This window comes from Pseudomonas anguilliseptica (genome assembly GCF_900105355.1).
Taxonomy (GTDB): Bacteria; Pseudomonadota; Gammaproteobacteria; order Pseudomonadales; family Pseudomonadaceae; genus Aquipseudomonas; species Aquipseudomonas anguilliseptica.
The window spans coordinates 2,679,139-2,700,168 of the sequence record NZ_FNSC01000001.1; the positions used below are offsets into that span (position 1 = coordinate 2,679,139).

General features: G+C 56.7%; 19 protein-coding genes and 1 pseudogene. 14 read left to right on the forward strand and 6 right to left on the reverse strand.

Annotation, left to right across the window (positions count from 1 at the left end; translation table 11 throughout):
- The first annotated feature begins 5 nt into the window (after positions 1 to 5).
- The gene (locus tag BLW24_RS12970; protein WP_090381580.1) at positions 6 to 470 is read left to right on the forward strand and encodes a CreA family protein; all 465 of its coding nucleotides are present in this window, start codon (positions 6 to 8) and stop codon (positions 468 to 470) included.
- A gap of 134 nt (positions 471 to 604) precedes the next feature.
- On the opposite strand, the gene rpsT is transcribed toward BLW24_RS12970, so the two are convergent.
- A complete protein-coding gene (gene rpsT / locus BLW24_RS12975; protein ID WP_090381587.1) occupies positions 605 to 883 on the reverse strand; it encodes a 30S ribosomal protein S20 in 279 nt (92 codons plus the stop codon).
- Between the two features lie 177 nt (positions 884 to 1,060).
- Between rpsT and murJ the strand changes: the two genes are divergently transcribed.
- The 6 genes from murJ to ispH all read left to right on the forward strand — a co-directional run bounded on the left by murJ (position 1,061) and on the right by ispH (position 8,517).
- Positions 1,061 to 2,605: a murein biosynthesis integral membrane protein MurJ gene (gene murJ, locus BLW24_RS12980; protein WP_090381595.1), complete on the forward strand. Its 1,545-nt coding sequence runs from the start codon at positions 1,061 to 1,063 to the stop codon at positions 2,603 to 2,605.
- 76 nt (positions 2,606 to 2,681) lie between these two features.
- The gene (gene ribF, locus BLW24_RS12985; protein ID WP_167360370.1) at positions 2,682 to 3,608 is read left to right on the forward strand and encodes a bifunctional riboflavin kinase/FAD synthetase; all 927 of its coding nucleotides are present in this window, start codon (positions 2,682 to 2,684) and stop codon (positions 3,606 to 3,608) included.
- A gap of 34 nt (positions 3,609 to 3,642) precedes the next feature.
- Positions 3,643 to 6,474: an isoleucine--tRNA ligase gene (ileS, locus tag BLW24_RS12990; protein WP_090381598.1), complete on the forward strand. Its 2,832-nt coding sequence runs from the start codon at positions 3,643 to 3,645 to the stop codon at positions 6,472 to 6,474.
- Positions 6,475 to 6,481: 7 nt separating this feature from the next.
- Positions 6,482 to 6,988: a signal peptidase II gene (lspA, locus tag BLW24_RS12995; RefSeq protein ID WP_090387730.1), complete on the forward strand. Its 507-nt coding sequence runs from the start codon at positions 6,482 to 6,484 to the stop codon at positions 6,986 to 6,988.
- A complete protein-coding gene (gene fkpB, locus BLW24_RS13000) occupies positions 6,985 to 7,422 on the forward strand; it encodes an FKBP-type peptidyl-prolyl cis-trans isomerase (protein WP_090381602.1) in 438 nt (145 codons plus the stop codon). The genes lspA and fkpB overlap by 4 nt, the downstream gene beginning before the upstream one ends.
- Before the next feature lie 147 nt (positions 7,423 to 7,569).
- Positions 7,570 to 8,517, forward strand: coding sequence for a 4-hydroxy-3-methylbut-2-enyl diphosphate reductase (gene ispH, locus BLW24_RS13005; RefSeq protein WP_090381606.1), 948 nt, complete (start codon positions 7,570 to 7,572; stop codon positions 8,515 to 8,517).
- A 115-nt stretch (positions 8,518 to 8,632) separates the two neighbouring features.
- On the opposite strand, the gene BLW24_RS27170 is transcribed toward ispH, so the two are convergent.
- Positions 8,633 to 8,998 (reverse strand): GspH/FimT family pseudopilin, encoded by a 366-nt coding sequence (locus tag BLW24_RS27170; RefSeq protein WP_090381610.1) that lies wholly within the window; start codon positions 8,996 to 8,998, stop codon positions 8,633 to 8,635.
- Positions 8,999 to 9,158: 160 nt separating this feature from the next.
- Between BLW24_RS27170 and BLW24_RS13015 the strand changes: the two genes are divergently transcribed.
- The 7 genes from BLW24_RS13015 to thiO are packed head-to-tail and all read left to right on the forward strand — an operon-like array spanning position 9,159 to position 16,499.
- The gene (locus BLW24_RS13015) at positions 9,159 to 9,668 is read left to right on the forward strand and encodes a GspH/FimT family pseudopilin (RefSeq protein ID WP_167360371.1); all 510 of its coding nucleotides are present in this window, start codon (positions 9,159 to 9,161) and stop codon (positions 9,666 to 9,668) included.
- 9 nt (positions 9,669 to 9,677) lie between these two features.
- Entirely contained in the window at positions 9,678 to 10,088 is a 411-nt protein-coding gene (gene pilV, locus BLW24_RS13020) for a type IV pilus modification protein PilV (RefSeq protein ID WP_090381616.1), read from the forward strand.
- 9 nt (positions 10,089 to 10,097) lie between these two features.
- Positions 10,098 to 11,165 carry a PilW family protein gene (locus tag BLW24_RS13025; protein ID WP_090387732.1) on the forward strand — a complete coding sequence of 356 codons (1,068 nt, stop codon included), beginning with the start codon at positions 10,098 to 10,100 and terminating at the stop codon, positions 11,163 to 11,165.
- Complete coding sequence (locus BLW24_RS13030) at positions 11,162 to 11,686, forward strand: pilus assembly PilX family protein (protein WP_090381621.1); 525 nt, start codon at positions 11,162 to 11,164, stop codon at positions 11,684 to 11,686. Before BLW24_RS13025 ends, BLW24_RS13030 begins: the two co-directional genes overlap by 4 nt.
- An 11-nt stretch (positions 11,687 to 11,697) precedes the next feature.
- Positions 11,698 to 14,940: a pilus assembly protein gene (locus BLW24_RS13035; RefSeq protein WP_090381625.1), complete on the forward strand. Its 3,243-nt coding sequence runs from the start codon at positions 11,698 to 11,700 to the stop codon at positions 14,938 to 14,940.
- Positions 14,922 to 15,347, forward strand: a complete 426-nt coding sequence (locus BLW24_RS26830) for a type IV pilin protein (protein WP_090381632.1) — start codon at positions 14,922 to 14,924, stop codon at positions 15,345 to 15,347. Before BLW24_RS13035 ends, BLW24_RS26830 begins: the two co-directional genes overlap by 19 nt.
- A 51-nt stretch (positions 15,348 to 15,398) precedes the next feature.
- Complete coding sequence (gene thiO, locus BLW24_RS13045) at positions 15,399 to 16,499, forward strand: glycine oxidase ThiO (protein WP_090381637.1); 1,101 nt, start codon at positions 15,399 to 15,401, stop codon at positions 16,497 to 16,499.
- Positions 16,500 to 16,568: 69 nt separating this feature from the next.
- Here thiO and BLW24_RS13050 read toward each other — a convergent pair whose 3' ends face one another.
- From BLW24_RS13050 to BLW24_RS13065, 4 genes and pseudogenes are all read right to left on the reverse strand, one after another.
- Positions 16,569 to 17,906 carry a sigma-54-dependent transcriptional regulator gene (locus BLW24_RS13050; protein WP_090381642.1) on the reverse strand — a complete coding sequence of 446 codons (1,338 nt, stop codon included), beginning with the start codon at positions 17,904 to 17,906 and terminating at the stop codon, positions 16,569 to 16,571.
- A gap of 2 nt (positions 17,907 to 17,908) precedes the next feature.
- Complete coding sequence (locus BLW24_RS13055) at positions 17,909 to 19,498, reverse strand: sensor histidine kinase (RefSeq protein WP_090381648.1); 1,590 nt, start codon at positions 19,496 to 19,498, stop codon at positions 17,909 to 17,911.
- A complete protein-coding gene (locus BLW24_RS13060) occupies positions 19,488 to 19,733 on the reverse strand; it encodes a PP0621 family protein (RefSeq protein ID WP_090381655.1) in 246 nt (81 codons plus the stop codon). Before BLW24_RS13060 ends, BLW24_RS13055 begins: the two co-directional genes overlap by 11 nt.
- Before the next feature lie 212 nt (positions 19,734 to 19,945).
- Positions 19,946 to 20,930, reverse strand: a pseudogene (locus BLW24_RS13065) (outer membrane protein assembly factor BamD).
- Positions 20,931 to 21,030: the final 100 nt, after the last annotated feature.

Consider the following 21,030-nt stretch of genomic DNA (forward strand, 5'->3'; position numbering starts at 1 on the left):
GGCTGATGCGAGTGGTAAAGGGATTGTTGGGTGCGCTGGTGCTGTTGCCTGGGTTGGTGGCGGCCGAGCAGATCGGTGAAGTGTCGACGGTCTTTAAGTTTATGGGGCCGAACGACAAGATCGTGGTTGAGGCGTTTGATGACCCCAGGGTAGAGGGGGTTACCTGCTACCTGTCGCGGGCCAAGACTGGCGGCGTTAAGGGTGGTCTTGGGTTGGCTGAGGATCGCGCCGAAGCGTCGATTGCCTGTCGTCAGGTTGGGCCGATCAGCTTTCTGGAGAAGCTCAAGGAGGGCGAGGAAGTCTTCCGTGAGCGCACCTCGCTGGTATTCAAAACCATGCAGGTGGTGCGGTTCTTCGATCAGAAGCGCAATACCCTGGTTTATCTGGTCTACAGCGACCGGGTAATCGAGGGTAGTCCGCAGAATGCGGTGACCGCCATTCCGATTCTGCCCTGGCCGCAAAAGCCCTGAGTTAAAAAAGCCCGAAGTGATTCGGGCTTTTTTGTGGTTGTGGGTGTTGCAGGTTGTGTTGGCAATTATTGCGGGCAATAAAAAACCGGCGGTTAAGCCGGCTTTTCAAGAGCTAGTAGCGTGTTGCAAGCAGCTTAGGCGGCTGCAGTAGCGCTCAGGGCCTTGATGTGGCCATTGAGGCGGCTCTTATGACGAGCGGCTTTGTTCTTGTGGATGATGCCTTTATCGGCCATGCGGTCGATTACTGGCACAGCCAGGGTGTAAGCGGTAGTTGCAAGAGCAGCGTCTTTGGCTTCGATAGCCTTGACGACGTTCTTGATGTAGGTGCGAACCATCGAGCGCTGGCTGGCGTTATGGCTACGACGCTTCTCAGCCTGTTTTGCGCGTTTTTTGGCAGAAGGTGTATTGGCCACCGTCAAGCTCCTCGAAAAAATTCTGGGGGTTACAAACAAATAAGGCCGCGAATCATGCCGATATGAGGGGGTGCTGTCAAGCCTGATGGCTTTTCCCTGTGCTGGCCTGACCAGTGGCAGACCGCTACACTCGTCGCTTTTGCGCGCCAGTGCTTTTTTGCGGAGCCGGGATACTACATGAATTTGCTCAAGTCGTTGGCCGCCGTCAGCTCCATGACCATGCTTTCGCGTGTTTTGGGCTTCGTGCGTGACACCATTATCGCCCGTGCTTTCGGTGCCGGCGTGGCCTCGGATGCCTTTGTAGTGGCGTTCAAGCTGCCAAACCTACTGCGCCGTATTTTTGCCGAGGGTGCGTTTTCCCAAGCTTTTGTGCCGATTCTGGCTGAATATAAAACCCAGCAGGGCGATGAGGCAGCGCGCACGTTTCTGGCGTATGTGACGGGGCTGCTGACCCTGGTACTGGCGCTGGTCACTTTTATTGGCATTCTCGCTGCGCCCTGGATTGTCTGGGCGTCTGCCCCAGGTTTCGCCGATGAGGCGGAGCGCTTTGAGCTGACCACCGACCTGCTGCGGGTGACCTTTCCTTATATCTTGCTGATCTCCCTGTCCTCGCTGGCGGGGGCGGTGCTCAACACCTGGAACAGGTTCTCAGTGCCGGCCTTTGTGCCGACGCTGCTGAACGTCAGCATGATTGTCTTCGCCCTGTTTCTGACGCCTTACTTCGACCCGCCGATCATGGCGCTGGGCTGGGCGGTGCTGGTGGGCGGCTTAGCGCAGCTGCTGTTTCAGCTGCCGCATCTGCACAAGATCGGCATGCTGGTGCTGCCTCGGTTGAACCTCAAGGACACCGGCGTGTGGCGAGTGGTGAAACAGATGGGACCGGCGATCTTCGGGGTATCGGTTAGCCAGATTTCGCTGATCATCAATACGATTTTTGCCTCCTTTCTGGTCGCCGGCTCCGTGTCCTGGATGTATTACGCCGATCGCTTGATGGAGTTGCCGGCTGGCGTGCTCGGTGTGGCGCTGGGCACCATTTTGCTGCCGGCCTTATCGAAAACCCATGCAGGCGCTAGTTGCGAGGACTATTCCAGGCTGCTCGATTGGGGCTTGCGGTTGTGTCTGGTGTTGGCGCTGCCCAGTGCGGTGGCGTTGGCGATTATCTCCGAGCCGCTGATTGTCTCGCTGTTTCAGTACGGCAAGTTCACCGCTGCCGATACCTTGATGACCCAGCGCGCCTTGATTGCCTACTCGCTAGGATTGGTTGGCATCATTCTGGTGAAAATTCTCGCGCCGGCCTTCTACGCCCAACAGAACATCAAGACTCCGGTACGTATCGGGCTTGTGACACTGCTGGCGACCCAGGCGATGAATGTGCTGTTTATCTTTGTAATCCCCCTGGCTCATGCCGGCTTGGCGCTGGCTATTGGTCTGGCCGCCTGTCTGAATGCTGGGTTGTTGTACTGGCAGCTGCGCAAGCGCGACATGTTCCAACCGCAGCCGGGCTGGGCGATGTTCCTCGGTAAGCTGCTGTTGGCGTTGCTGGCGATGGTGGGCGTGTTGCTGCTGGCCATGCAGCAGCTGCCAGCCTGGGCGGACGGCGCCATGCTCTGGCGTTTGCTGCGCTTGGGTGGGTTGGTTGGTGTGGGCATGTTGGCCTATTTGGCCGTGTTGGCGCTGCTGGGCTTTCGCTTGCGGGACTTCGTCCGGCGCAGTGCGCTCTGAAGGCGGCTGATTTGCCGCCTGTTGTCCGCTGCTCGGTGTGCGTATAATCGGCCACTTTATGAGCAAGAAGCGCGTTATGCAGCTGGTTCGAGGCCTACACAACTTGCGGCCCCAGCATCGGGGCTGTGTCGCCACTATCGGTAATTTCGACGGCGTCCATCGTGGTCATCAGGCCATCTTGGCGCGCTTGCGTGAGCGTTCCGCCGAGCTTGGTGTGCCCAGTTGCGTGTTGATTTTCGAGCCGCAGCCGCGTGAGTTTTTTACCCCTGATGTAGCGCCGGCACGCCTGGCCCGCTTGCGCGACAAGCTGGCGTTGTTGGCTGCCGAAGGCGTCGATCGGGTGCTGTGTCTGAGCTTCAACCGCCGCCTGCGTGAGCTGAGCGCCTCCGAGTTCGTGCATCGCGTGTTGGTTGAAGGCCTGGGTGTGCAGCATCTGGAAGTGGGCGATGACTTTCGCTTCGGCTGTGACCGCGCCGGTGACTTCGCCTTTCTGGCCGAGGCCGGTGAGCGTGAAGGCTTCAGCGTCGAGGCTGCCAGCACGGTTGAACTGGACGGTATTCGCGTCAGCAGCACGCGGGTGCGAGAGGCCCTCGATGCGGGTGATTTTGCCTTGGCGCATCACCTGCTCGGCCGCCCTTTCCAGATCGCCGGGCGGGTGTTGCACGGGCAGAAACTCGGCCGCCAGTTGAATGCGCCGACCGCCAACGTGCAGCTCAAGCGCAAGCGTGTGCCGCTCAGGGGTGTGTATCTGGTCAGCACCGAAATCGACGGAAAAACTTGGCCGGGCGTCGCCAATATTGGCGTGCGGCCCAGTGTTGCAGGTGACGGCAGTGCCCACCTGGAAGTGCATTTGCTGGACTTTGCCGGTGATTTATATGGCCGGCGTTTGACGGTGGCTTTCCACCACAAGCTGCGCGATGAGCAGCGTTTCGCCTCACTTGAGGCATTGAAAACGGCCATTGCTGCCGATATTGCTGCCGCCCGTGCCCATTGGCGCGTTTAAGCACTGAGTGCCAACCGCTTACGAAGAGCCTGACATGACCGATTACAAAGCCACGCTTAATCTGCCTGATACCCAATTTCCGATGAAGGCCGGCCTGCCACAGCGCGAGCCGCAGATTCTGCAGCGCTGGAACGAGATTGGCCTGTATCAGAAGCTACGCGCGCAAGGCGAAGGCCGGCCGAAGTTCGTCCTGCACGATGGCCCGCCCTATGCAAACGGCAGCATCCATATCGGTCATGCGGTCAATAAGATCCTCAAGGACATCATCACCCGTTCCAAAACCCTGGCTGGCTTCGACGCCCCCTATGTGCCGGGTTGGGACTGCCATGGCCTGCCGATTGAGCACAAGGTGGAAACCACCTTTGGTAAGAATCAGCCGTCCGACCTGACCCGCGAGCGCTGCCGGACCTATGCCGGTGAGCAGATCGAAGGGCAGAAGGCCGACTTCGTCCGCCTCGGTGTGCTGGGCGACTGGGACAACCCGTACAAGACCATGGATTTTGCCAACGAAGCGGGCGAGATCCGCGCGCTGGCTGAGATGGTCAAGCAGGGCTTTGTGTTCAAGGGCCTGAAGCCGGTCAACTGGTGCTTCGATTGCGGCTCGGCGTTGGCTGAGGCCGAGGTCGAGTATCAGGACAAAAAATCCGATGCCATCGACGTGGCCTTCGTCGTTGAAGATGCTGACAAGCTGGCCGCCGCGTTTGGCCTGGCCAGCTTGCCTAAGCCAGCCTCCATTGTGATCTGGACCACCACGCCGTGGACCATTCCGGCCAACCAGGCGCTGAACGTTCACCCGGAGTTTACCTACGCGCTGGTCGATACCGGTGAGCGCTTGCTGCTGCTGGCCGAAGAGTTGGTGGAAGGCTGTCTGTCCCGTTATGGCCTGCAGGGTGAAGTGATCGCCACTGCAACGGGGGCTGCGCTGGAGCTGATCCGCTTCCGTCATCCGTTCTATGAGCGCTTTGCCCCGGTATATCTGGCTGAATACGTCGAGCTGGGTGCGGGTACTGGCGTGGTGCACTCGGCGCCGGCCTATGGCGAGGACGACTTCCGTTCCTGCAAAGGCTACGGCATGAGTAATGACGACATCCTTAGCCCGGTGCAGAGCAATGGCGTGTATGTCACCGATCTGCCGTTCTTTGGCGGCCAGTTTATCTGGAAGGCCAACCCGGCCATCGTTGCCAAGCTGGAAGAAGTCGGCGCGCTGCTCAAGCACGAAGGTATTCAGCACAGCTATATGCACTGCTGGCGCCACAAGACCCCGCTGATCTACCGCGCCACCGCGCAGTGGTTCGTCGGCATGGACAAGCAGCCTAACGAAGGCGGCCCCCTGCGTGAGCGCGCGCTGGCGGCCATCGAGCAAACTCAGTTCGTCCCTGCGTGGGGTCAGGCTCGCCTGCACAGCATGATTGCTGGCCGTCCGGACTGGTGCATCTCGCGTCAGCGCAACTGGGGTGTGCCAATCCCGTTTTTCCTGCACAAGGCCACGGGTGAACTGCACCCGCGCACTGCCGAGTTGATGGAGGAGGTGGCCAAGCGTGTCGAGCAAGAGGGCATCGAGGCCTGGTTCAAGCTGGATGCCGCCGAGCTGCTCGGCGATGAAGCCGCCGACTACGACAAGATCAGCGACACCCTGGACGTCTGGTTTGACTCCGGCACCACGCACTGGCACGTGCTGCGCGGCTCGCACAACCTGGGCCATGCCAGCGGCCCGCGTGCCGACCTGTACCTGGAAGGCTCCGACCAGCATCGCGGCTGGTTCCATTCCTCGCTGTTGACCGGCGCGGCCATCGATGGCCATGCGCCGTACAAAGAGCTGCTGACCCACGGTTTCGTGGTCGATGAGAACGGCCGCAAGATGTCCAAGTCGCTGGGCAATGTGGTCGCGCCGCAGGAAGTGAATGACAGTCTGGGTGCCGATATCTTGCGTCTGTGGGTGTCGTCCACCGACTACTCCGGCGAGATGGCGGTGTCCAAGGTCATCCTGCAGCGCAGCGCCGATTCCTACCGGCGTATCCGCAACACCGCGCGCTTCCTGCTCTCCAACCTCAGCGGCTTCGACCCGGCGCAGCACCTGTTGCCGGCGGAAGACATGCTGGCGCTGGACCGCTGGGCTGTAGATCGCGCCCTGCTGCTGCAGCGCGAAATCGAAGAAGCCTACGACAGCTACCGTTTCTGGAACGTCTACCAGAAGGTGCACAACTTCTGCGTGCAGGAGTTGGGCGGCTTCTACCTCGACATCATCAAAGATCGTCAGTACACCACTGCGGCTGACAGCGTGGCGCGTCGCTCCTGCCAGACCGCGCTGTTCCATATCGCTGAAGCCCTGGTGCGCTGGATCGCCCCGGTGCTGTCGTTCACCGCCGATGAGCTGTGGGAATATCTGCCGGGCGCGCGTAACGAGTCGGTGATGCTCAATGGCTGGTATCAGGGGTTGAGCGAGCTACCGGAAGGTTTCGAGCTGGATCGTGCCTTCTGGGAGCGCGTGATGGCGGTCAAGGTCGCGGTAAACAAGGAGATGGAAAACCTGCGTGCAGCCAAGGCCATTGGCGGCAACCTGCAGGCTGAAGTGACCCTGTACGCTGAAGACAGCCTGATCGCCGATCTGAACAAGCTCGGTAACGAACTGCGCTTTGTGCTGATCACCTCCACCGCCAGCCTGGCGCCGCTCGCCAGCGCGCCAAGCGATGCCGTGGAAACCGAAGTCGCCGGGCTCAAGCTGAAAGTGTTGAAGTCCGGTCACGCCAAGTGCGCCCGTTGCTGGCATCACCGCGAGGACGTTGGGGTGAACCCGGCGCATCCGGAAATCTGCGGTCGTTGCGTGGACAACATCGAAGGCGCGGGTGAGGTTCGCCACTATGCGTGATAACGGCATGCCTAACACCAGTCGTTTCGGGCGTTTGGCCTGGTTGTGGCTGAGCTTGCTGGTGTTTGTAGTCGATCAGGCGAGCAAGTTCTGGTTCGACAACAACCTGAGCATGTACCAGCAGATCGTGATCATCCCCGACTACTTCAGCTGGACCCTGGCTTACAACACCGGTGCGGCATTCAGCTTCCTGGCCGATGCCGCCGGCTGGCAGCGCTGGTTCTTCGCCGCAATTGCCGTGGTGGTCAGCGCAGTGCTGGTCGTCTGGCTCAAACGCCTCAAGCCAGATGAAACCTGGCTGGCGATGGCTTTGGCGTTAGTTCTGGGTGGTGCTCTGGGTAATCTGGTGGATCGCGTGGTGTTTGGCCACGTGGTCGACTTTATCCTGCTGCACTGGCATCAGCAGTGGTACTTCCCGGCCTTCAACGTGGCCGATATGGCGATTACCGGCGGTGCCATTCTGCTGGGGCTGGATATATTTAAAAGTGAAAAGTCCGGAGAAACAGGCAAATGACTGACGTGCGTATCGGTCCGGACAGAGAAGTGACCCTGCATTTCGCCCTCAAACTGGACAACGGCGATGTAGTGGACAGCACCTTCGATAAAAAGCCCGCCACCTTCAAGGTCGGTGACGGCAACCTGCTACCAGGTTTTGAGCAGGCCATTTATGGTTTGAAAGCGGGCGACAAGCGCAACCTGTCGATCAGTCCAGAGCAGGGCTTCGGTCAGGGTAATCCGCAGAATATTCAGGTCATGCCGCGCAGCCAGTTTCAGGATATGGAGCTGTCGGAAGGCCTGCTGGTGATCTTCAACGACGCTGCCAATGCCGAGTTGCCGGGCGTGGTCAAAGCCTTTGACGATAACCAGGTAACTATCGACTTCAACCACCCGCTGGCCGGCAAAGCGCTGAGCTTTGACGTGGAGATTATTGAGGTCAAAGCGCTCTAAGGCTTAGCCCGTTCCTGTGGGAGCGGCTTTCGTCTTGCGTGTTCCCGGCTGATCCTCGCGATCACGGCGGCTTATACAGATTGCTTTCCCAGTGCGTGCGGCCGCGCCGTACACTAGCTCGCAAGGTCTTTCGTCGAGATATTCGCCATGCATATCAAACTCGCCAATCCCCGTGGCTTCTGTGCCGGCGTCGACCGCGCCATTGAAATCGTCAACCGCGCGCTGGAAGTCTTCGGGCCACCCATCTATGTGCGCCATGAAGTGGTGCACAACAAGTTTGTGGTCGAAGACCTGCGTTCGCGCGGCGCCGTATTTGTCGAAGAGCTGGATCAGATTCCTGATGACGTTATCGTTATCTTCAGCGCCCACGGCGTCTCCCAGGCAGTGCGCAGCGAAGCAGAGCGCCGTGGTCTGAAGATCTTCGACGCCACCTGCCCGTTGGTCACCAAAGTGCATATGGAAGTGGTGCGCTACAGCCGCGAAGGGCGCGAATGCATACTGATCGGCCACGAAGGCCATCCGGAAGTCGAAGGCACCATGGGCCAGTACGACGCCAGCAACGGCGGCACCATCTATCTGGTTGAGGACGAAGCGGATGTCGCCGAACTACAGGTGCGCAATCCCGAAGCCCTAGCCTTTGTCACCCAGACCACCCTGTCGATGGACGATACCAGCAAAGTCATCGACGCTCTACGCAGCAAGTTCCCCGCCATCGGCGGCCCGCGCAAAGACGACATCTGCTACGCCACCCAGAATCGTCAGGACGCGGTCAAACAACTCGCTGCTGAGTGCGATGTGCTGCTCGTCGTTGGCAGCCCCAATAGCTCCAACTCCAACCGCCTGCGTGAGCTGGCTGAGCGCATGGGTACCCCGGCCTACCTGATTGATGGGGCCGAGGATCTCAAGCGGGAGTGGTTTGCAGGCGTGACCGGTATCGGCATCACCGCCGGCGCATCTGCGCCGGAAGTGTTGGTGCAAGGCGTTATTCAGCAGCTCAGCGAGTGGGGCGCGACAGGCGCGCAAGAGTTGTTGGGGCGGCCGGAGAACGTGACGTTTTCGATGCCGAAGGAGTTGCGGATGCTACCTGTTTCATAAGCATCCAGCGTGTTGCCTGAGTATTCGCGCGCGTCCAGCTTTATTGATAATTATTTTGTAGCTGACGTCGTGGTTAGCTGAGCAGACCGTAAAGGTTCCGGCGGCGAACGCTCGGTTAGGTTGGACCGCCTCGCCACGGTTGGTTGCTGGTGACCCTGAGTCGGCTATCAAGAGCGGCTCGCTTGATTAATACCTGTGTATTGGTTAACTCAGTCGTTGTCGAACTGCCTATGCTCTCAACATATCCCACCTGCCATCCACAAGCCCAACAGTTAGCCGATGCGGGCTGTATAAGGACTTCGCGTTGCTGTGTGACCGCTTGGGCGCGGGCAAACCCGATGTCCTGACGTATTTGATGTGTTACTGATTCTAGCCGGCTTCGCTCAAGCCAAGAACTAGCAGCCGGCATAGCGGTTGAGGCCAGAATTGAAAGCACAACAAGAATGATAAGACTTTCAAGCAAACTGGTTCCATTTTCCATTTGTCACATCCATGTGCATTGCTCCAGTTATGAAGCTAGACCACTCAGCAGAAAGCGACCAGTGACCTGTCGTCAGCACCATTGGTGCGGCTGTCGCGCGCCAGGTGACAGACTTGTGCGCTGTCAATAACCTAAATGTGGGATGAATAGGAGGTACAAAGTGAAGCTTTTTCGAGGTTTTACTCTGGTGGAGCTGATGATCACCATTGCGGTTGCTGGCGTGCTTTTGGCGATCGCTGTTCCAAGCTTTACTGACTTAATAAGAAATAACCGCTCACAGGCTGCGGCTAACGAGCTGGTTTCAGCGTTTAACGCAGCGCGGGCAGAGGCAGTTAAGCGTGGTAGGCGGGTGAGTCTTTGCCCAAGTGTTAATGGGACATCTTGCTCGGGCACTGCATGGCAGTCAGGCTGGATTGTGTTTGTAGATACTGCAGCCAGTGACACGACCAGCACGGCAACTGTCGGGACTGTACTCAACCACCGCAGCGCAATGCCGACGGGTGCCACAGCAACGGGAAGTGCAACATTTATTCGCTACTCCGGCTTGGGTTTTGCGCCTGTTCGTCAAAATATTACTGTGCAGACCTCGTCTTGCACTGGACAGAACGCCAGGCTTATTTCCTTTTCGTCGTCGGGACGCATCAATGTGCAAAAAGTTGCGTGCACCTAAGGGGGCTAGATGAAACATGCACAAGGTTTTTCGCTAATTGAGGTGCTGGTAACGTTGCTGATAACGTCTGTCGGCCTCTTAGGTCTTGCTGGGTTGCAGGTAAAGTCACTGCAGTTTAACCATGGGGCTTATTTGCGCTCCCAGGCTAATATTCTGGCATATGACATGGCAGATCGTATGCGCCTCAATAAAGATGATGCGCGTGCAGGGCAGTACAACATCCTCATCACCGCCAACAAGCCTACAGCCTCAAATCTCGAAACCACTGATCAAAATCAATGGTTGACTTTAATTGAGAATACGCTGCCCTCCGGGGATGGGTCGGTCAGCTGTGTATCTAATATCTGCACCTTGACTATTACGTGGCGGGAAGCGGGTCGGGATACGGACGACAGCTTCACCTATAAAACGCAAATCTAGGGTAAAGCTATGCGTAATTTAGAGAAAGGCTTGTCGCTGGTTGAGTTGATGGTGGCAATGGTCATCGGGCTCTTCCTAATAGCCGGGGTCACTAAAGTTTTCTTGGACAGTAAGCGAACATACAGTTTCCAGCAGGCATTGGCGCGAGTCCAAGAAAACGGCCGTATGGCCATGGAGTTTATAGGGCGGGATGTCCGCATGGCTGGTTACTCAGGCTGTGCTAGTGGTGATTACTCATCGCTCACCAATACGTTAAATAACGCTACAAGCTTAAATTATGATTTTTCTCGCGGAGTTAACGGCTATGACGTGGGTGCCAGTGTGCCAGCTGCGTTGTCAGCGTTGAGTCCAGCGCCGCTGGCTAATACTGATGTGTTGATTTTAAAAGGGCCACTTGGCGATGGGGTTAAGATTGTAAGTAATAATGATTCGGCTCAACTTTTTGCGCAGGTTACGAGCACCGATAGTGGGGCTTGTGCAGACAATACGGATCGAATTAGTGGGATCTGTAAGGCTGATATATTGATGGTTGCTGATTGTAGTAAGGCCAGGATATTCCAGGCTGGTAATATTCAGACTACCGGTGGAGCTCCCCCTGCGTTCAATATAACCCATCCGGCTTCAGGTGCTCCTGGCAATGCAATAAGCTCTTGGGGTGGCGCTAGTGCTTTCAGCTCAGAGACCTTCGGCACAGGCGCCGAAATAATCAAAATGAATACCGTGTACTACTATATTGCAACCGGTGCTGGGGGGCGGCCTTCCTTATATCAATCTATAGCGCCTAACCCAAGTGTAGAGATTCTTGAGGGTGTTGAGAATATGCAACTACTCTATGGGCGAGATACAGGTACTGATTTAGTGCCGGATCAATATGATACAGCCACAGCTGTAAGTACAGCATCGGCCTGGGACAAAGTTGGTGCTGTTCGAGTGCAACTATTGATGCAGAGTGTGGATGATGGCGTTACTGACATTGCCCAGCCTTATAGTTTCAACGGAGCGAATGTGACTCCAGTCGATAGAAGGTTGCGTCATATATTTGTCTCTACCATCGGTGTGAGGGCAAAAATGCCATGAATGTGTATTATAAAAAACACCACTTCGGGCAGCGTGGGGCAACCCTAATTGTCGCGTTAATTCTTTTGTTGATTTTGACTGTAATTGGCGTTGCCGGAATGCAGGACACAACGTTGCAGGAAAAAATGGTAGGCAATATGCGTGACCGCAACCTTGCCTTCCAAGCTTCGGAATCAGCCTTGCTCGGCGGCGAGAAATACCTCCAGTCAGCGGTATTGCCAGTGTTTGCAAATTCTGGGGGGCTAATCAATGACACCTATGCAAATCTACAGCCCGGCAATCCGGCTTTCTGGGATAGTTACCCGTGGTCTACCAATGCTAGGACCTATGCTACTCAGTTCAGTGAGCTGAGTGCGGCGCCACTCTATGTCATCGAAGAAATCAAAACTATGGTTGCTCCAGTCGGTGAAAGTATGAAGTTTGGCGCATTGAAAGAGATAAAAAGTTACCGTGTTACGGCCCGTGCTCAAGGTGGCACAACGGACGCGGTGGTGATTCTGCAGTCGACCTATCGTCGGTAGGGAGGTATCTAATGCTTAAATTAAATTCCGTCGCATTGGGCGCAAGCTTAGCCTTGTATGCGTCATCCCCTGCGTGGGCGTTAAATATTGCAGACGTGCCGCTGTTTCAGTCGACTACGGTAGCGCCTAACGTCATGTTGCTCGTCGATAATTCGGGGAGTATGAATAATATTATTCAAGCAGAAGCGGCGCTCTCAGCCAGTTGGCCTGCTATCCGCTATGTTACCCGAAGCGGGCCGGATCTAGCTTGGGCTGCCAATATGGCGGATTCTAACATCGATCTGTCGGCCGTTGAACAGTACACGTGTTCTTCTGGCTTTAAGGCTTTATATGATGCTGCTGGTAATAATGGAAGGTGTTATGTATTGCCTGATCCCGTAGGGGGTGGGTTGACGCGTTATACTGCAAATTATCTTGCATATATTTATGCAAATTACACTAATGCTAATAATGATTTAACCACGCTGTCTGATGCGGTATTTCCGAAGCAAGTGAGAATGACGGTCGCTAAGGAGTCGGCTACGTCCATTGTCAACGCGAATCGCTCCATGCGCATTGGTCTCTCCTCGTTCAATTCACCGATTTTTAATGACGCAGGTCCCGGCGGCAGTATCAATAGCAGTGTTGTCAGTTTGTCTTCATCGACTAGCGTCACCCAGGCTCAGGCTGACGCTAACTACACGGGCTTGATTGCGAGTATTAATGCGCTTGACGCAGTTGCGAACACCCCCTTGGCAGAATCTTATTATGAGGTGACTCGCTACTTTCGAGGTCTGAGTCGCTATCAAGGTGCAGGGCAGGGCAATTATACAAGCCCTATCCAATATCGCTGCCAAAAGAATTTCGGGATTGTTATCACGGATGGTCTGCCGACGCATGACAGTACTTTTAATGCGCCGGACAACGATGCTGATTCTAGGTTGCCGGACTGGGACGGTGTCGGAAGTGGACAAGCTGAAGGTATTAAGTATGCAGACGGCACGGGTGTGAGTGCTGGTGAGGGCAGTAGTCTTTATCTCGATGATATAGCAAAATTTGCATACGATATTGACATGCGAAGTTCTGGTAATGATCTTGCGAATGTATCTTTTAACGACGCTGCATTCACCAAGCAAAATATTGAAACCTTCACTGTGGGTTTTTCTACAGCAAATCAGATGCTTGAAGACTCGGCCGAGCGTGGCGGAGGTGGTTATTACACCGCGAATAACTCCGCCCAACTCAACAGCGCTCTCTCTAGCGCGTTGCAGTCCATTAAAGAGCGGACAAGTTCCGCTGCTGCTATTGCGACAAACTCTACACGCTTGGATGCAGACACGCTTATCTATCAGGCGAAATTCAACAGCGCCGACTGGGGCGGCGAGTTGCTAGCGTTTGGCATCAATGCTGATGGTTCGGTAGGTCCGGTAAGCTGGAGAACTGGTACCGCGGGGCTTATTCCAGCAGCGGCTTCGCGGAATATATTTACTCGTAACGCACTGGGTGGCACTGCTTTCCAGTGGGTTAACCTCACTCTGGCTCAGCAGGCCGAATTGAGTGTGTCTAACGCAGTCGATGGCGCAACCGTTGTAAATTGGCTGCGTGGCGGTAGTTCGGGCGCGACACTCACCAGCGGTGAGGTTTTGCGTAGCCGGGCAACAGTGCTTGGCGATATTGTGAATTCGAATCCGGTATATGTTGGTGCCCAAAATTATGGCTATACCGTACCTAACGATCCCTTGGTGACGACCGAGCCTGCAGATACGTATCAGGTTTTTTTAGAAACAAAAAATAGTGCAACCAAGTTGTTGTTAGTAGGCGCTAATGACGGCATGGTACATGGTTTCAATGCTGAAACAGGTGCTGAGTTGTTTGCCTATGTGCCAACATCTTTGTTCAAGCAGCGTACCACTACCCCTGGTGCCACACCAGGTTTACGCTACCTGACCAAGAGTAGTTATGCTCACAAATATTATGTTGATGGTTCTATAGGTGTAGGTGACGTCTATGACTCCAATGTTGTTAATGGGGGATGGAAGACTTACGCAGTTGGCGGTTTAGGCGCGGGTGGGCGCGGTATATATGCGTTAAATATCACCAATCCGGCAGGTTTTTCCGCTGGTAATGTGTTGTGGGAAATCACGGCGCCCGATACGTCTACGGCTTCGAATGATTGGAATGACCTGGGTTATACCTATGGCGTGCCGGTTATTGCGCGCACCAATGACAATACGTGGGTGGCTATTTTTGGTAACGGCTACGAGAGTAATACTGGTCGGGCAGCTCTCTATGTGGTTAATGCGCTGACCGGTGCTCTTATAAAGAAAATAGTAGTGGATACAGATACCACCGCTGATGTTGATAATGGTCTTTCCACGCCTTCAGTAGTGGTTGATGCAAATCGTCAAATTACTTATGTGTATGCCGGGGATCTGAAAGGTAATCTGTGGAAGTTTGACCTGCGCGGTGCTGTCTCTGCCTGGGATTCTTACAAGACTTCCGGCAATGGCGCTAGCAAGGTAAGTGTTCCGCTATTCATCGCCAAGAATGCCTCGAATCAAGTCCAGCCTATTACATCGGGGTTGGAAATTGGCTCGCATCCTACTGACGGTGGCTTAATGCTCTACTTTGGCACGGGTAAGTACTTTGAGACTACCGACAGCGTAGTTGGCTCTAGCCCGCAAATGCAGAGTTTCTATGGTATTTGGGATAAGCCAGTGACGGGAGCTAGTCTGAATGGTTGGGAGATCACAGCAAGGAGTGAGTTGCAGCGACAACAGATTACCTTTGAATCCGCAGATTATCGGTCGTTCAGTAATAACGCCATTAATTGGTCAGCTCAGCGTGGTTGGTATATGGATCTGGCTCCCCCTCCTTATAGCGCTGCTGGTGAGCGATCTGTGAGTTTGCCACTGTTGAGGGCTGGTCGAATTATTTTCACCACTCTCATTCCTTCTGCCGACCCTTGTCTTGCTGGGGGTGCTAGCTGGCTGATGGAAATTGATGCGTTCACCGGAGGTAGTTTGAATTATTCTGTGCTGGACGTGAATAATGATGGGGAGTTTAATAATGCTGATAAGATTGCTTGTGGTTCAGGCCTTCTTTGTTACGCAGGAGGTAAGCGTTCACCGGAGGGAATTATCAAAACTCCGGGTATCGTTTCCGCAGGTAAGACCGAGTACAAATACTCCGGTGGCTCATCAGGTAATGTTTTGGTGGTCAAGGAGAAGGGTTCACTGAAAGAGGGCAGAATGTCATGGCGACAATTACGCTGAGGCCAACAGTGCGTGGTTTTACCTTGATTGAGTTGCTGATAGTGGTAGCTATAGTCGGAATTTTGGCTGCTATCGCTTATCCCAGTTATCAAGAGTACGTACGCAAAGGCAATCGCACTGATGCCACAACTGCGCTCTTGCAAGTGTCGCAGACGCTTGAGCGCTGCTTCACTCAGTTCAGTACTTACAACAATGCCAACTGTTCTGTGCAAAATGCCGGGACTGTAGACTCTGCTGAGCGGTTGTATACGATCGGCATCGCTAGTGCGGCTACGACTTATACTTTAACGGCTACGCCTGTTGCCGGGAGGGCGCAGGCCAGTGACGGTAAATGTGCGACATTGACACTTACTCACCTAGGGCTTAAAGGCGCTACAGGAACAGCTTCCACTGAATGTTGGAAGTAACAATATTCAGGGCCTGCTTGTCAGGCCCTGTTTCTTTGTGAGGGTGGTAACGTGAAGGTGGTCTGCGTAGGTGGTGGAGTTATTGGCCTGCTGAGTGCTCTAAAGTTGGCAAATTCCGGAGCTAAACTCCGCCTAATAGAGTGTGCTGAGGTTGGCCAGGAGTCTTCCTGGGCCGGCGGGGGCATCGTTTCCCCTCTATATCCCTGGCGCTACGATTACGCAGTGACCGCTTTAGCGCATTGGTCGCAAGAGTTCTATCCGCGTATAGGTCAGCAACTGTTGGTGCAGGCGGGAGTCGACCCTGAGGTTTGTGTCACAGGGTTGTACTGGCTTGACTTAGACGATGAGGCGCAGGCGCTGTCTTGGGCTGACCGCGAAAAGCGGCCGCTGCAGCGGATTGATATGCGCTCTGTCCAGCGCGCAATTCCAGCACTGTCCAGGGTTTTCAAGCATGCGGTGCATCAAGCAGATGTGGCGAATGTGCGCAATCCGCGCTTGGTCAAAGCGCTGCGTGCTGCGCTGCAGCAAATGCCGAATGTCACGCTGCATGAGCAGTGTGCGGTCAGTGGTTTTATCCGCGAAGGCGGGCGTGTTACGGGTGTGCATACGGCACAAGGTGATATGCATGCCGATCAGGTGGTGCTTGCGGCCGGAGCCTGGAGTGGGGCGTTGATGAAAACCCTTGGCATCGAGTTGCCGGTGGCGCCGGTCAAGGGGCAGATGATTCTGTACAAGTGTGCCGAAGACTTTCTCCCGGCCATTGTGCTGGCCAAAGGGCGCTATGCGATTCCGCGGCGTGACGGCCATATTCTGATTGGCAGCACCCTTGAGCATGCGGGGTTCGATAAAGCGCCGACCGACGAGGCGCTGGCCACCTTAAAGGCTTCTGCTGTTGAGTTGTTGCCGGCGCTGGCAGATGCCGAGGTGGTGGGGCATTGGGCGGGGTTGCGGCCTGGTTCGCCTGAGGGCATTCCGTTTATTGGGCTGGTGCCGGGGCGTGAGGGTTTGTGGTTGAACTGCGGGCATTATCGCAATGGGCTGGTGCTGGCGCCGGCGTCCTGCCAATTGCTGGCGGATCTGATGCTCGGGCGTGATCCGATTGTGGACCCGACGCCTTATGCGCCGGCTGGGCGATTGGATTTGACTGTTTGAGTCGATGGTTTAAGGAAGGGCTTTGCGGCTAAAGCCCTTTCTTCAACTGGTGCTATGTGACGCATGGCGTTAGTCGATACCAAGTTTCTTTAGTCGATAGCGCATTGAGCGAAAGCTTAGGCCTAAACGCTGAGCAGCTGCGGTGCGGTTCCAGCGAGTTTCTTCCAGGGCCTGCATGATCAGCTTGCGCTCGATGGCTTCCAGATAGTCCTCTAGGTTGTCGATCTGCGCGAGGTTGGCTTCGCCGTTTTCACTGATGGGCACACTGTCTGCCAGGCGTAGGTCGCTGCTGGTGATGCGATCGTCTTCGCACAGGGTGTAGGCACGTTCGAGCATGTTCTCCAGTTCGCGCACGTTGCCGGGGAAGCGGTAACTCTTGAGCTTCTCCAGTGCGTCGTCATCTAGCTTGGCCGGGCTGAGGCCAGTGCCGTCGGCTAGGCGTTTGAGCATGATATCGGCCAGCAGGGCGATGTCTTCGCGACGTTCGCGTAGAGCGGGCACGCGTAGCTCGATGACGTTGAGGCGGTAGTACAAGTCCTGGCGGAAGCGCCCAGCCGCAACTTCGCCAGCCAGATCCTTGTGGGTGGCGCAGAGAATGCGCACATCGACAATCAGCTCTTGCTGGCCGCCTACGGCGCGTACGGCTTTTTCCTGAATCGCGCGTAGCAATTTAACTTGCATCGGTAATGGCAGGTCGGCGACCTCATCAAGGAACAGGGTGCCGCCGTTGGCCGCTTGAAACAGGCCTTGCTTGTCTTCGATGGCGCCCGTAAAGCTGCCCTTCTTGTGGCCGAAGAACTCGCTTTCCATTAGTTCGGTGGGGATGGCGCCGCAGTTGACCGGGATAAAGGGTTGCTCGCCGCGCGAGCCTTGCTCGTGGACCAGTCGTGCGACCAACTCCTTGCCGCTGCCGGATTCGCCGCTGATATACACCGGGGCTTGGCTGCGGGCGAGCTTGAGAATCTGTTTGCGCATGGCCTTCATCGGCGGTGAGTCGCCGAGCAGGCGGCTGTCTACCGGTAGCTCTTCGCCATCGGCGCTGCGTAGGCGCAAGGCGGCGGCGACCAGTTCACGCAGGCGGCCGAGATCCACCGGCTTGGTCAGAAAGTCGAATGCGCCAGCTTTCAAGGCGTTGATTGCGGTGTCCAGGCTGCCATAAGCGGTGATCATCGCCACGGGTACTTGCGGGTGGCGCAGCAGAATATGTTGCACCAGCTCCAGGCCGGTGCCGTCCGGCAGGCGCATGTCGGTGAGGCACAGGTCGAAGGGCTCTTTGGCCAGCCACTCGCGGGCTTCCTTGACGTTGCGTGCGCTGCGGGTGTCGAGCTTCATACGTCCCAGAGTGATTTCCAGGAGTTCGCGAATATCGGGTTCGTCATCGACGATCAAGGCTCTCTGGCGGGTCATGGTCAGCTCAGTTTGCGCGGGTGGGCGAAGGTGATGCGCAGGCAGCTGCCGCCACCTTCACGAAGTTTATAGTCGAGGCGGGCCTGGTTGCTTTCGCACAGTTCGCGGGAAATATACAGGCCCAGGCCGGTGCCCTTGTTTTCCGTGGTGTAGAAGGGCTCGAACAGATGGTGCAGCTGCTCTTCGGATACGCCGGGGCCGTCGTCCAGCACTTCGAGTACCGGCAGCTCGCTCTCCGGGTCGCGGAACAGCTTCAGCCAGACCTGGCCGTGCCTGTTTTTCTGCGCGCTGTAGCGCAGGCCGTTTTCCACCAGGTTGCTCAGCACTTGGGTGAGCTGGTGTGGGTCCATGCGCGTTTGAATGCTGCCGCTGCTGGTTTCCAGGTGCAGAGTCTGACCGGGGGCGGCGCTGCTGCGGAACTCGCTGGCGAAGCGGTGTAGCCAGTACTTCAGGTCGAGCAGTTGTGGTTCTGCTTGGCGCCGGCGCGACAGTTGCAGAGCGTTCTCGATCACCAGGTTCATCCGCCGCGAGTGATCCTGAATGATCTGCGCCAGGCGTAGGTCCGGACCTTCCAGTTCTTCCGACTCCTGCAGCAGCTGCGCAGCGTGGCTGATCGCCCCTAGTGGGTTGCGAATCTCGTGGGCGATACCGGCGGTCAGGCGGCCCAGTGAGGCAAGCTTGAGCTGTTGCGCCTGCTGCGCGATCTGCGAGATGTCATCGAGGAAGACCAGCGTGTGTTTATGCTCGCCGCGTTGCAGGGCTATAAAGCTTGGCTGCAGCACTCGGCCGTCGGGGGCCGCTTGTAGGCTGGCGGGGTGCAGGCTGGGGTTGTGCGACCATTGCTGCATGCGCTTGATCAGCTCGGGGCAGTGCGGGTCGAGGATCTTGCCGGTCAGATCAGTATGTCCAAGCAGGTGGTTGGCGCCCTGGTTGGCCAGTAGTACGCGGTGTAATTCATCCAGCACCAGAATGCCGGTGCGCATACGTTGTAGGATCAGTGCGTTGAGTGCTTCCAGATTGGCCACGTCGGCGGCGCGTTGCTCGGCCAGACTTTCGCTGACTTGCAGGCGGCGTGTCAGCCCCTGCACAAACAATGCGGCGGCAAAGCACAGCGCGCCAAGTGCGCCGGCCTGCACGTATTGTGCGGCAGCGGCCGGGCGACTGAGGCTGAGGTAGAAGGTCAGGTAGATCATGCCTGTTGCGGCGACTGCGGCAATCAGCAGGCCGATACGTCCGCGCAACAGGATATTGGCGATCGCCACTGCGACAATCAGCAGGTTGCCGATGCCGCTGGGTGTGCCGCCGGCGGCATAGAACAGGCCGGAGAGCAGAATCACGTCGACCATGGCCAGGCTGAATACCTGCGCCAGACGCTTGGGGCGGCGTACGGTGGCGATGATCAGGACGTTGAGTGCCAGATACAGCCAGCTGCCATTGCGAAACAGCGTCGGGTGCATCATGTCCAGCAGCTGGGCGTCGAGGTCGCTGGAAATCAGCAGCGCCAGGGTAATGCCGATAACCAGGCGGTATAGGTGATAGAGCCGCAGGATTCGCCAGCGTTGCTCCCCGCTCAGGGAGAAATCAGCGTTCACCGGATTGTGGGCCTTGTTCTAGGTGTACCTGGCTGCAGAACCACTGTTCGCCCTTTGCCAGTGCATGGTCGCGCGGTACATGGGTGCCGCAATGCTCGCAGCGCACCATAGGCGTCGGAGCTGCGCTGGTGTTGCGCTCTTCGGTGCGTGGGGCTGCTGGCCGAGTAACGCGTCGCCATAGCCAGAAGGCTGCCGCAATGATGGCAATCCAGAACAGTAAGCGGAACAGGCCCATGGAGCTCTCCTTCTATCGGTAAGCGGGCAGTTTAGCTAACCCGTTTGCGTGTGCCCAGCGTTGAAACTGTGCGCGGAGTGTTGTTTTTCTAAGCGTTGGGCGAAAGCGACGCCTGGCGTTTGGCTGTGAGCATGCGTGCGGTTGTAGGTTCGGTGATCTGGCCAATAAAAAGGGAGGCATTGAGCCTCCCTTGTTTAATTGCGTTTGCCGACTTAGTCGAACAGACCGAAAGTCATGTAGCTGAACCAGGAGCGGCTTGGCTTATCTTCGCTGGTGCCAGTCTTGAGTTCGTCCGGAATCTGCTCTTCGGCATCTTCGTACTGGCGAATCACGTCTTGGCTGGCGCGGGTTTCGCCCGGGGGGCAGTGGGGTGTCGGTTTCGATCAGGCCCAGAGTGGCCTTGGCCAGCCAGGAGCGGCTGTCGGCCTCTTCTTCGCGCGGGACGAACTGGCCGTCGACCAGGCTTGGGTGGTCCGGATAGTTGAGCTTGAGGGTTTCCAGGCTGGTGGCTGCTAGATCATCCAGGGTCAGGCGCTGGTAGGCTTCTGTCATGGCCGCCAGACCGTCGCCGACTGCTGGGGTTTCCTGGAAGTTTTCCACCACATAGCGGCCACGGTTGGCGGCAGCCACGTAGGCGTTACGGGTCAAGTAATAGTGCGCCACATGGATCTCGTAGGCGGCCAGCAAGTTGCGCAGGTAGATCATGCGCTGCTTGGCGTCTGGTGCGTAGCGGCTGGTAGGGAAGCGGCTGGTGAGCTGGGCGAACTCGTTGTACGAGTCGCGGGCGGCACCTGGATCGCGCTTGGTCATGTCCAGCGGGACGAAGCGCGCGATCAGGCCGCGGTCCTGGTCGAATGAGGCGAGGCCCTTGAGGTAGTAAGCGTAATCGGCGTTGGCGTGTTGCGGGTGCAGGCGTATAAAGCGATCGGCCGCGGACTTGGCTGCTTTAGGCTCAACGTTCTTGTAGTAAGCGTAGATCAGCTCCAGCTGCGCTTGCTCGGCATAGCGGCCGAACGGATAGCGCGACTCCAGTGCCTTGAGCTTGGCGACGGCGCTGGTGTAGCTACTATTATCCAGGTCGGCCTGTGCCTGCTGGTAGAGTTCGGTCTCGCTCAGATTTTCGTCGACCACCGGCTTCGATGAGCAGGCGGCAGTGAGGGCGAGGATTGCGATCAGCAGCAGGTGTTTCACTTGCATGGCGGCTTGCGTCCCTGTGACGGCGGCTGTCTTGAGCAAGGCCGTCCTGTTATGATGAGCGCCCCCGGTACCCCTGGGGCAAAGACGCCGTATTTAACCA

What these genes read in the sequence shown, in the direction of transcription:
- ileS (WP_090381598.1), top strand. Translation starts at nt 3,643, where the DNA reads ATGACCGATTACAAAGCCACGCTTAATCTGCCTGATACCCAATTTCCG.
- pilV (WP_090381616.1), top strand. Translation starts at nt 9,678, where the DNA reads ATGAAACATGCACAAGGTTTTTCGCTAATTGAGGTGCTGGTAACGTTG.
- murJ (WP_090381595.1), top strand. Translation starts at nt 1,061, where the DNA reads ATGAATTTGCTCAAGTCGTTGGCCGCCGTCAGCTCCATGACCATGCTT.
- fkpB (WP_090381602.1), top strand. Translation starts at nt 6,985, where the DNA reads ATGACTGACGTGCGTATCGGTCCGGACAGAGAAGTGACCCTGCATTTC.
- ispH (WP_090381606.1), top strand. Translation starts at nt 7,570, where the DNA reads ATGCATATCAAACTCGCCAATCCCCGTGGCTTCTGTGCCGGCGTCGAC.
- BLW24_RS27170 (WP_090381610.1), bottom strand. Translation starts at nt 8,998, where the DNA reads ATGGAAAATGGAACCAGTTTGCTTGAAAGTCTTATCATTCTTGTTGTG.
- BLW24_RS13035 (WP_090381625.1), top strand. Translation starts at nt 11,698, where the DNA reads ATGCTTAAATTAAATTCCGTCGCATTGGGCGCAAGCTTAGCCTTGTAT.
- BLW24_RS13030 (WP_090381621.1), top strand. Translation starts at nt 11,162, where the DNA reads ATGAATGTGTATTATAAAAAACACCACTTCGGGCAGCGTGGGGCAACC.
- BLW24_RS12970 (WP_090381580.1), top strand. Translation starts at nt 6, where the DNA reads ATGCGAGTGGTAAAGGGATTGTTGGGTGCGCTGGTGCTGTTGCCTGGG.
- BLW24_RS13025 (WP_090387732.1), top strand. Translation starts at nt 10,098, where the DNA reads ATGCGTAATTTAGAGAAAGGCTTGTCGCTGGTTGAGTTGATGGTGGCA.
- BLW24_RS13060 (WP_090381655.1), bottom strand. Translation starts at nt 19,733, where the DNA reads ATGGGCCTGTTCCGCTTACTGTTCTGGATTGCCATCATTGCGGCAGCC.
- BLW24_RS26830 (WP_090381632.1), top strand. Translation starts at nt 14,922, where the DNA reads ATGGCGACAATTACGCTGAGGCCAACAGTGCGTGGTTTTACCTTGATT.
- BLW24_RS13050 (WP_090381642.1), bottom strand. Translation starts at nt 17,906, where the DNA reads ATGACCCGCCAGAGAGCCTTGATCGTCGATGACGAACCCGATATTCGC.
- lspA (WP_090387730.1), top strand. Translation starts at nt 6,482, where the DNA reads ATGCCTAACACCAGTCGTTTCGGGCGTTTGGCCTGGTTGTGGCTGAGC.
- ribF (WP_167360370.1), top strand. Translation starts at nt 2,682, where the DNA reads ATGCAGCTGGTTCGAGGCCTACACAACTTGCGGCCCCAGCATCGGGGC.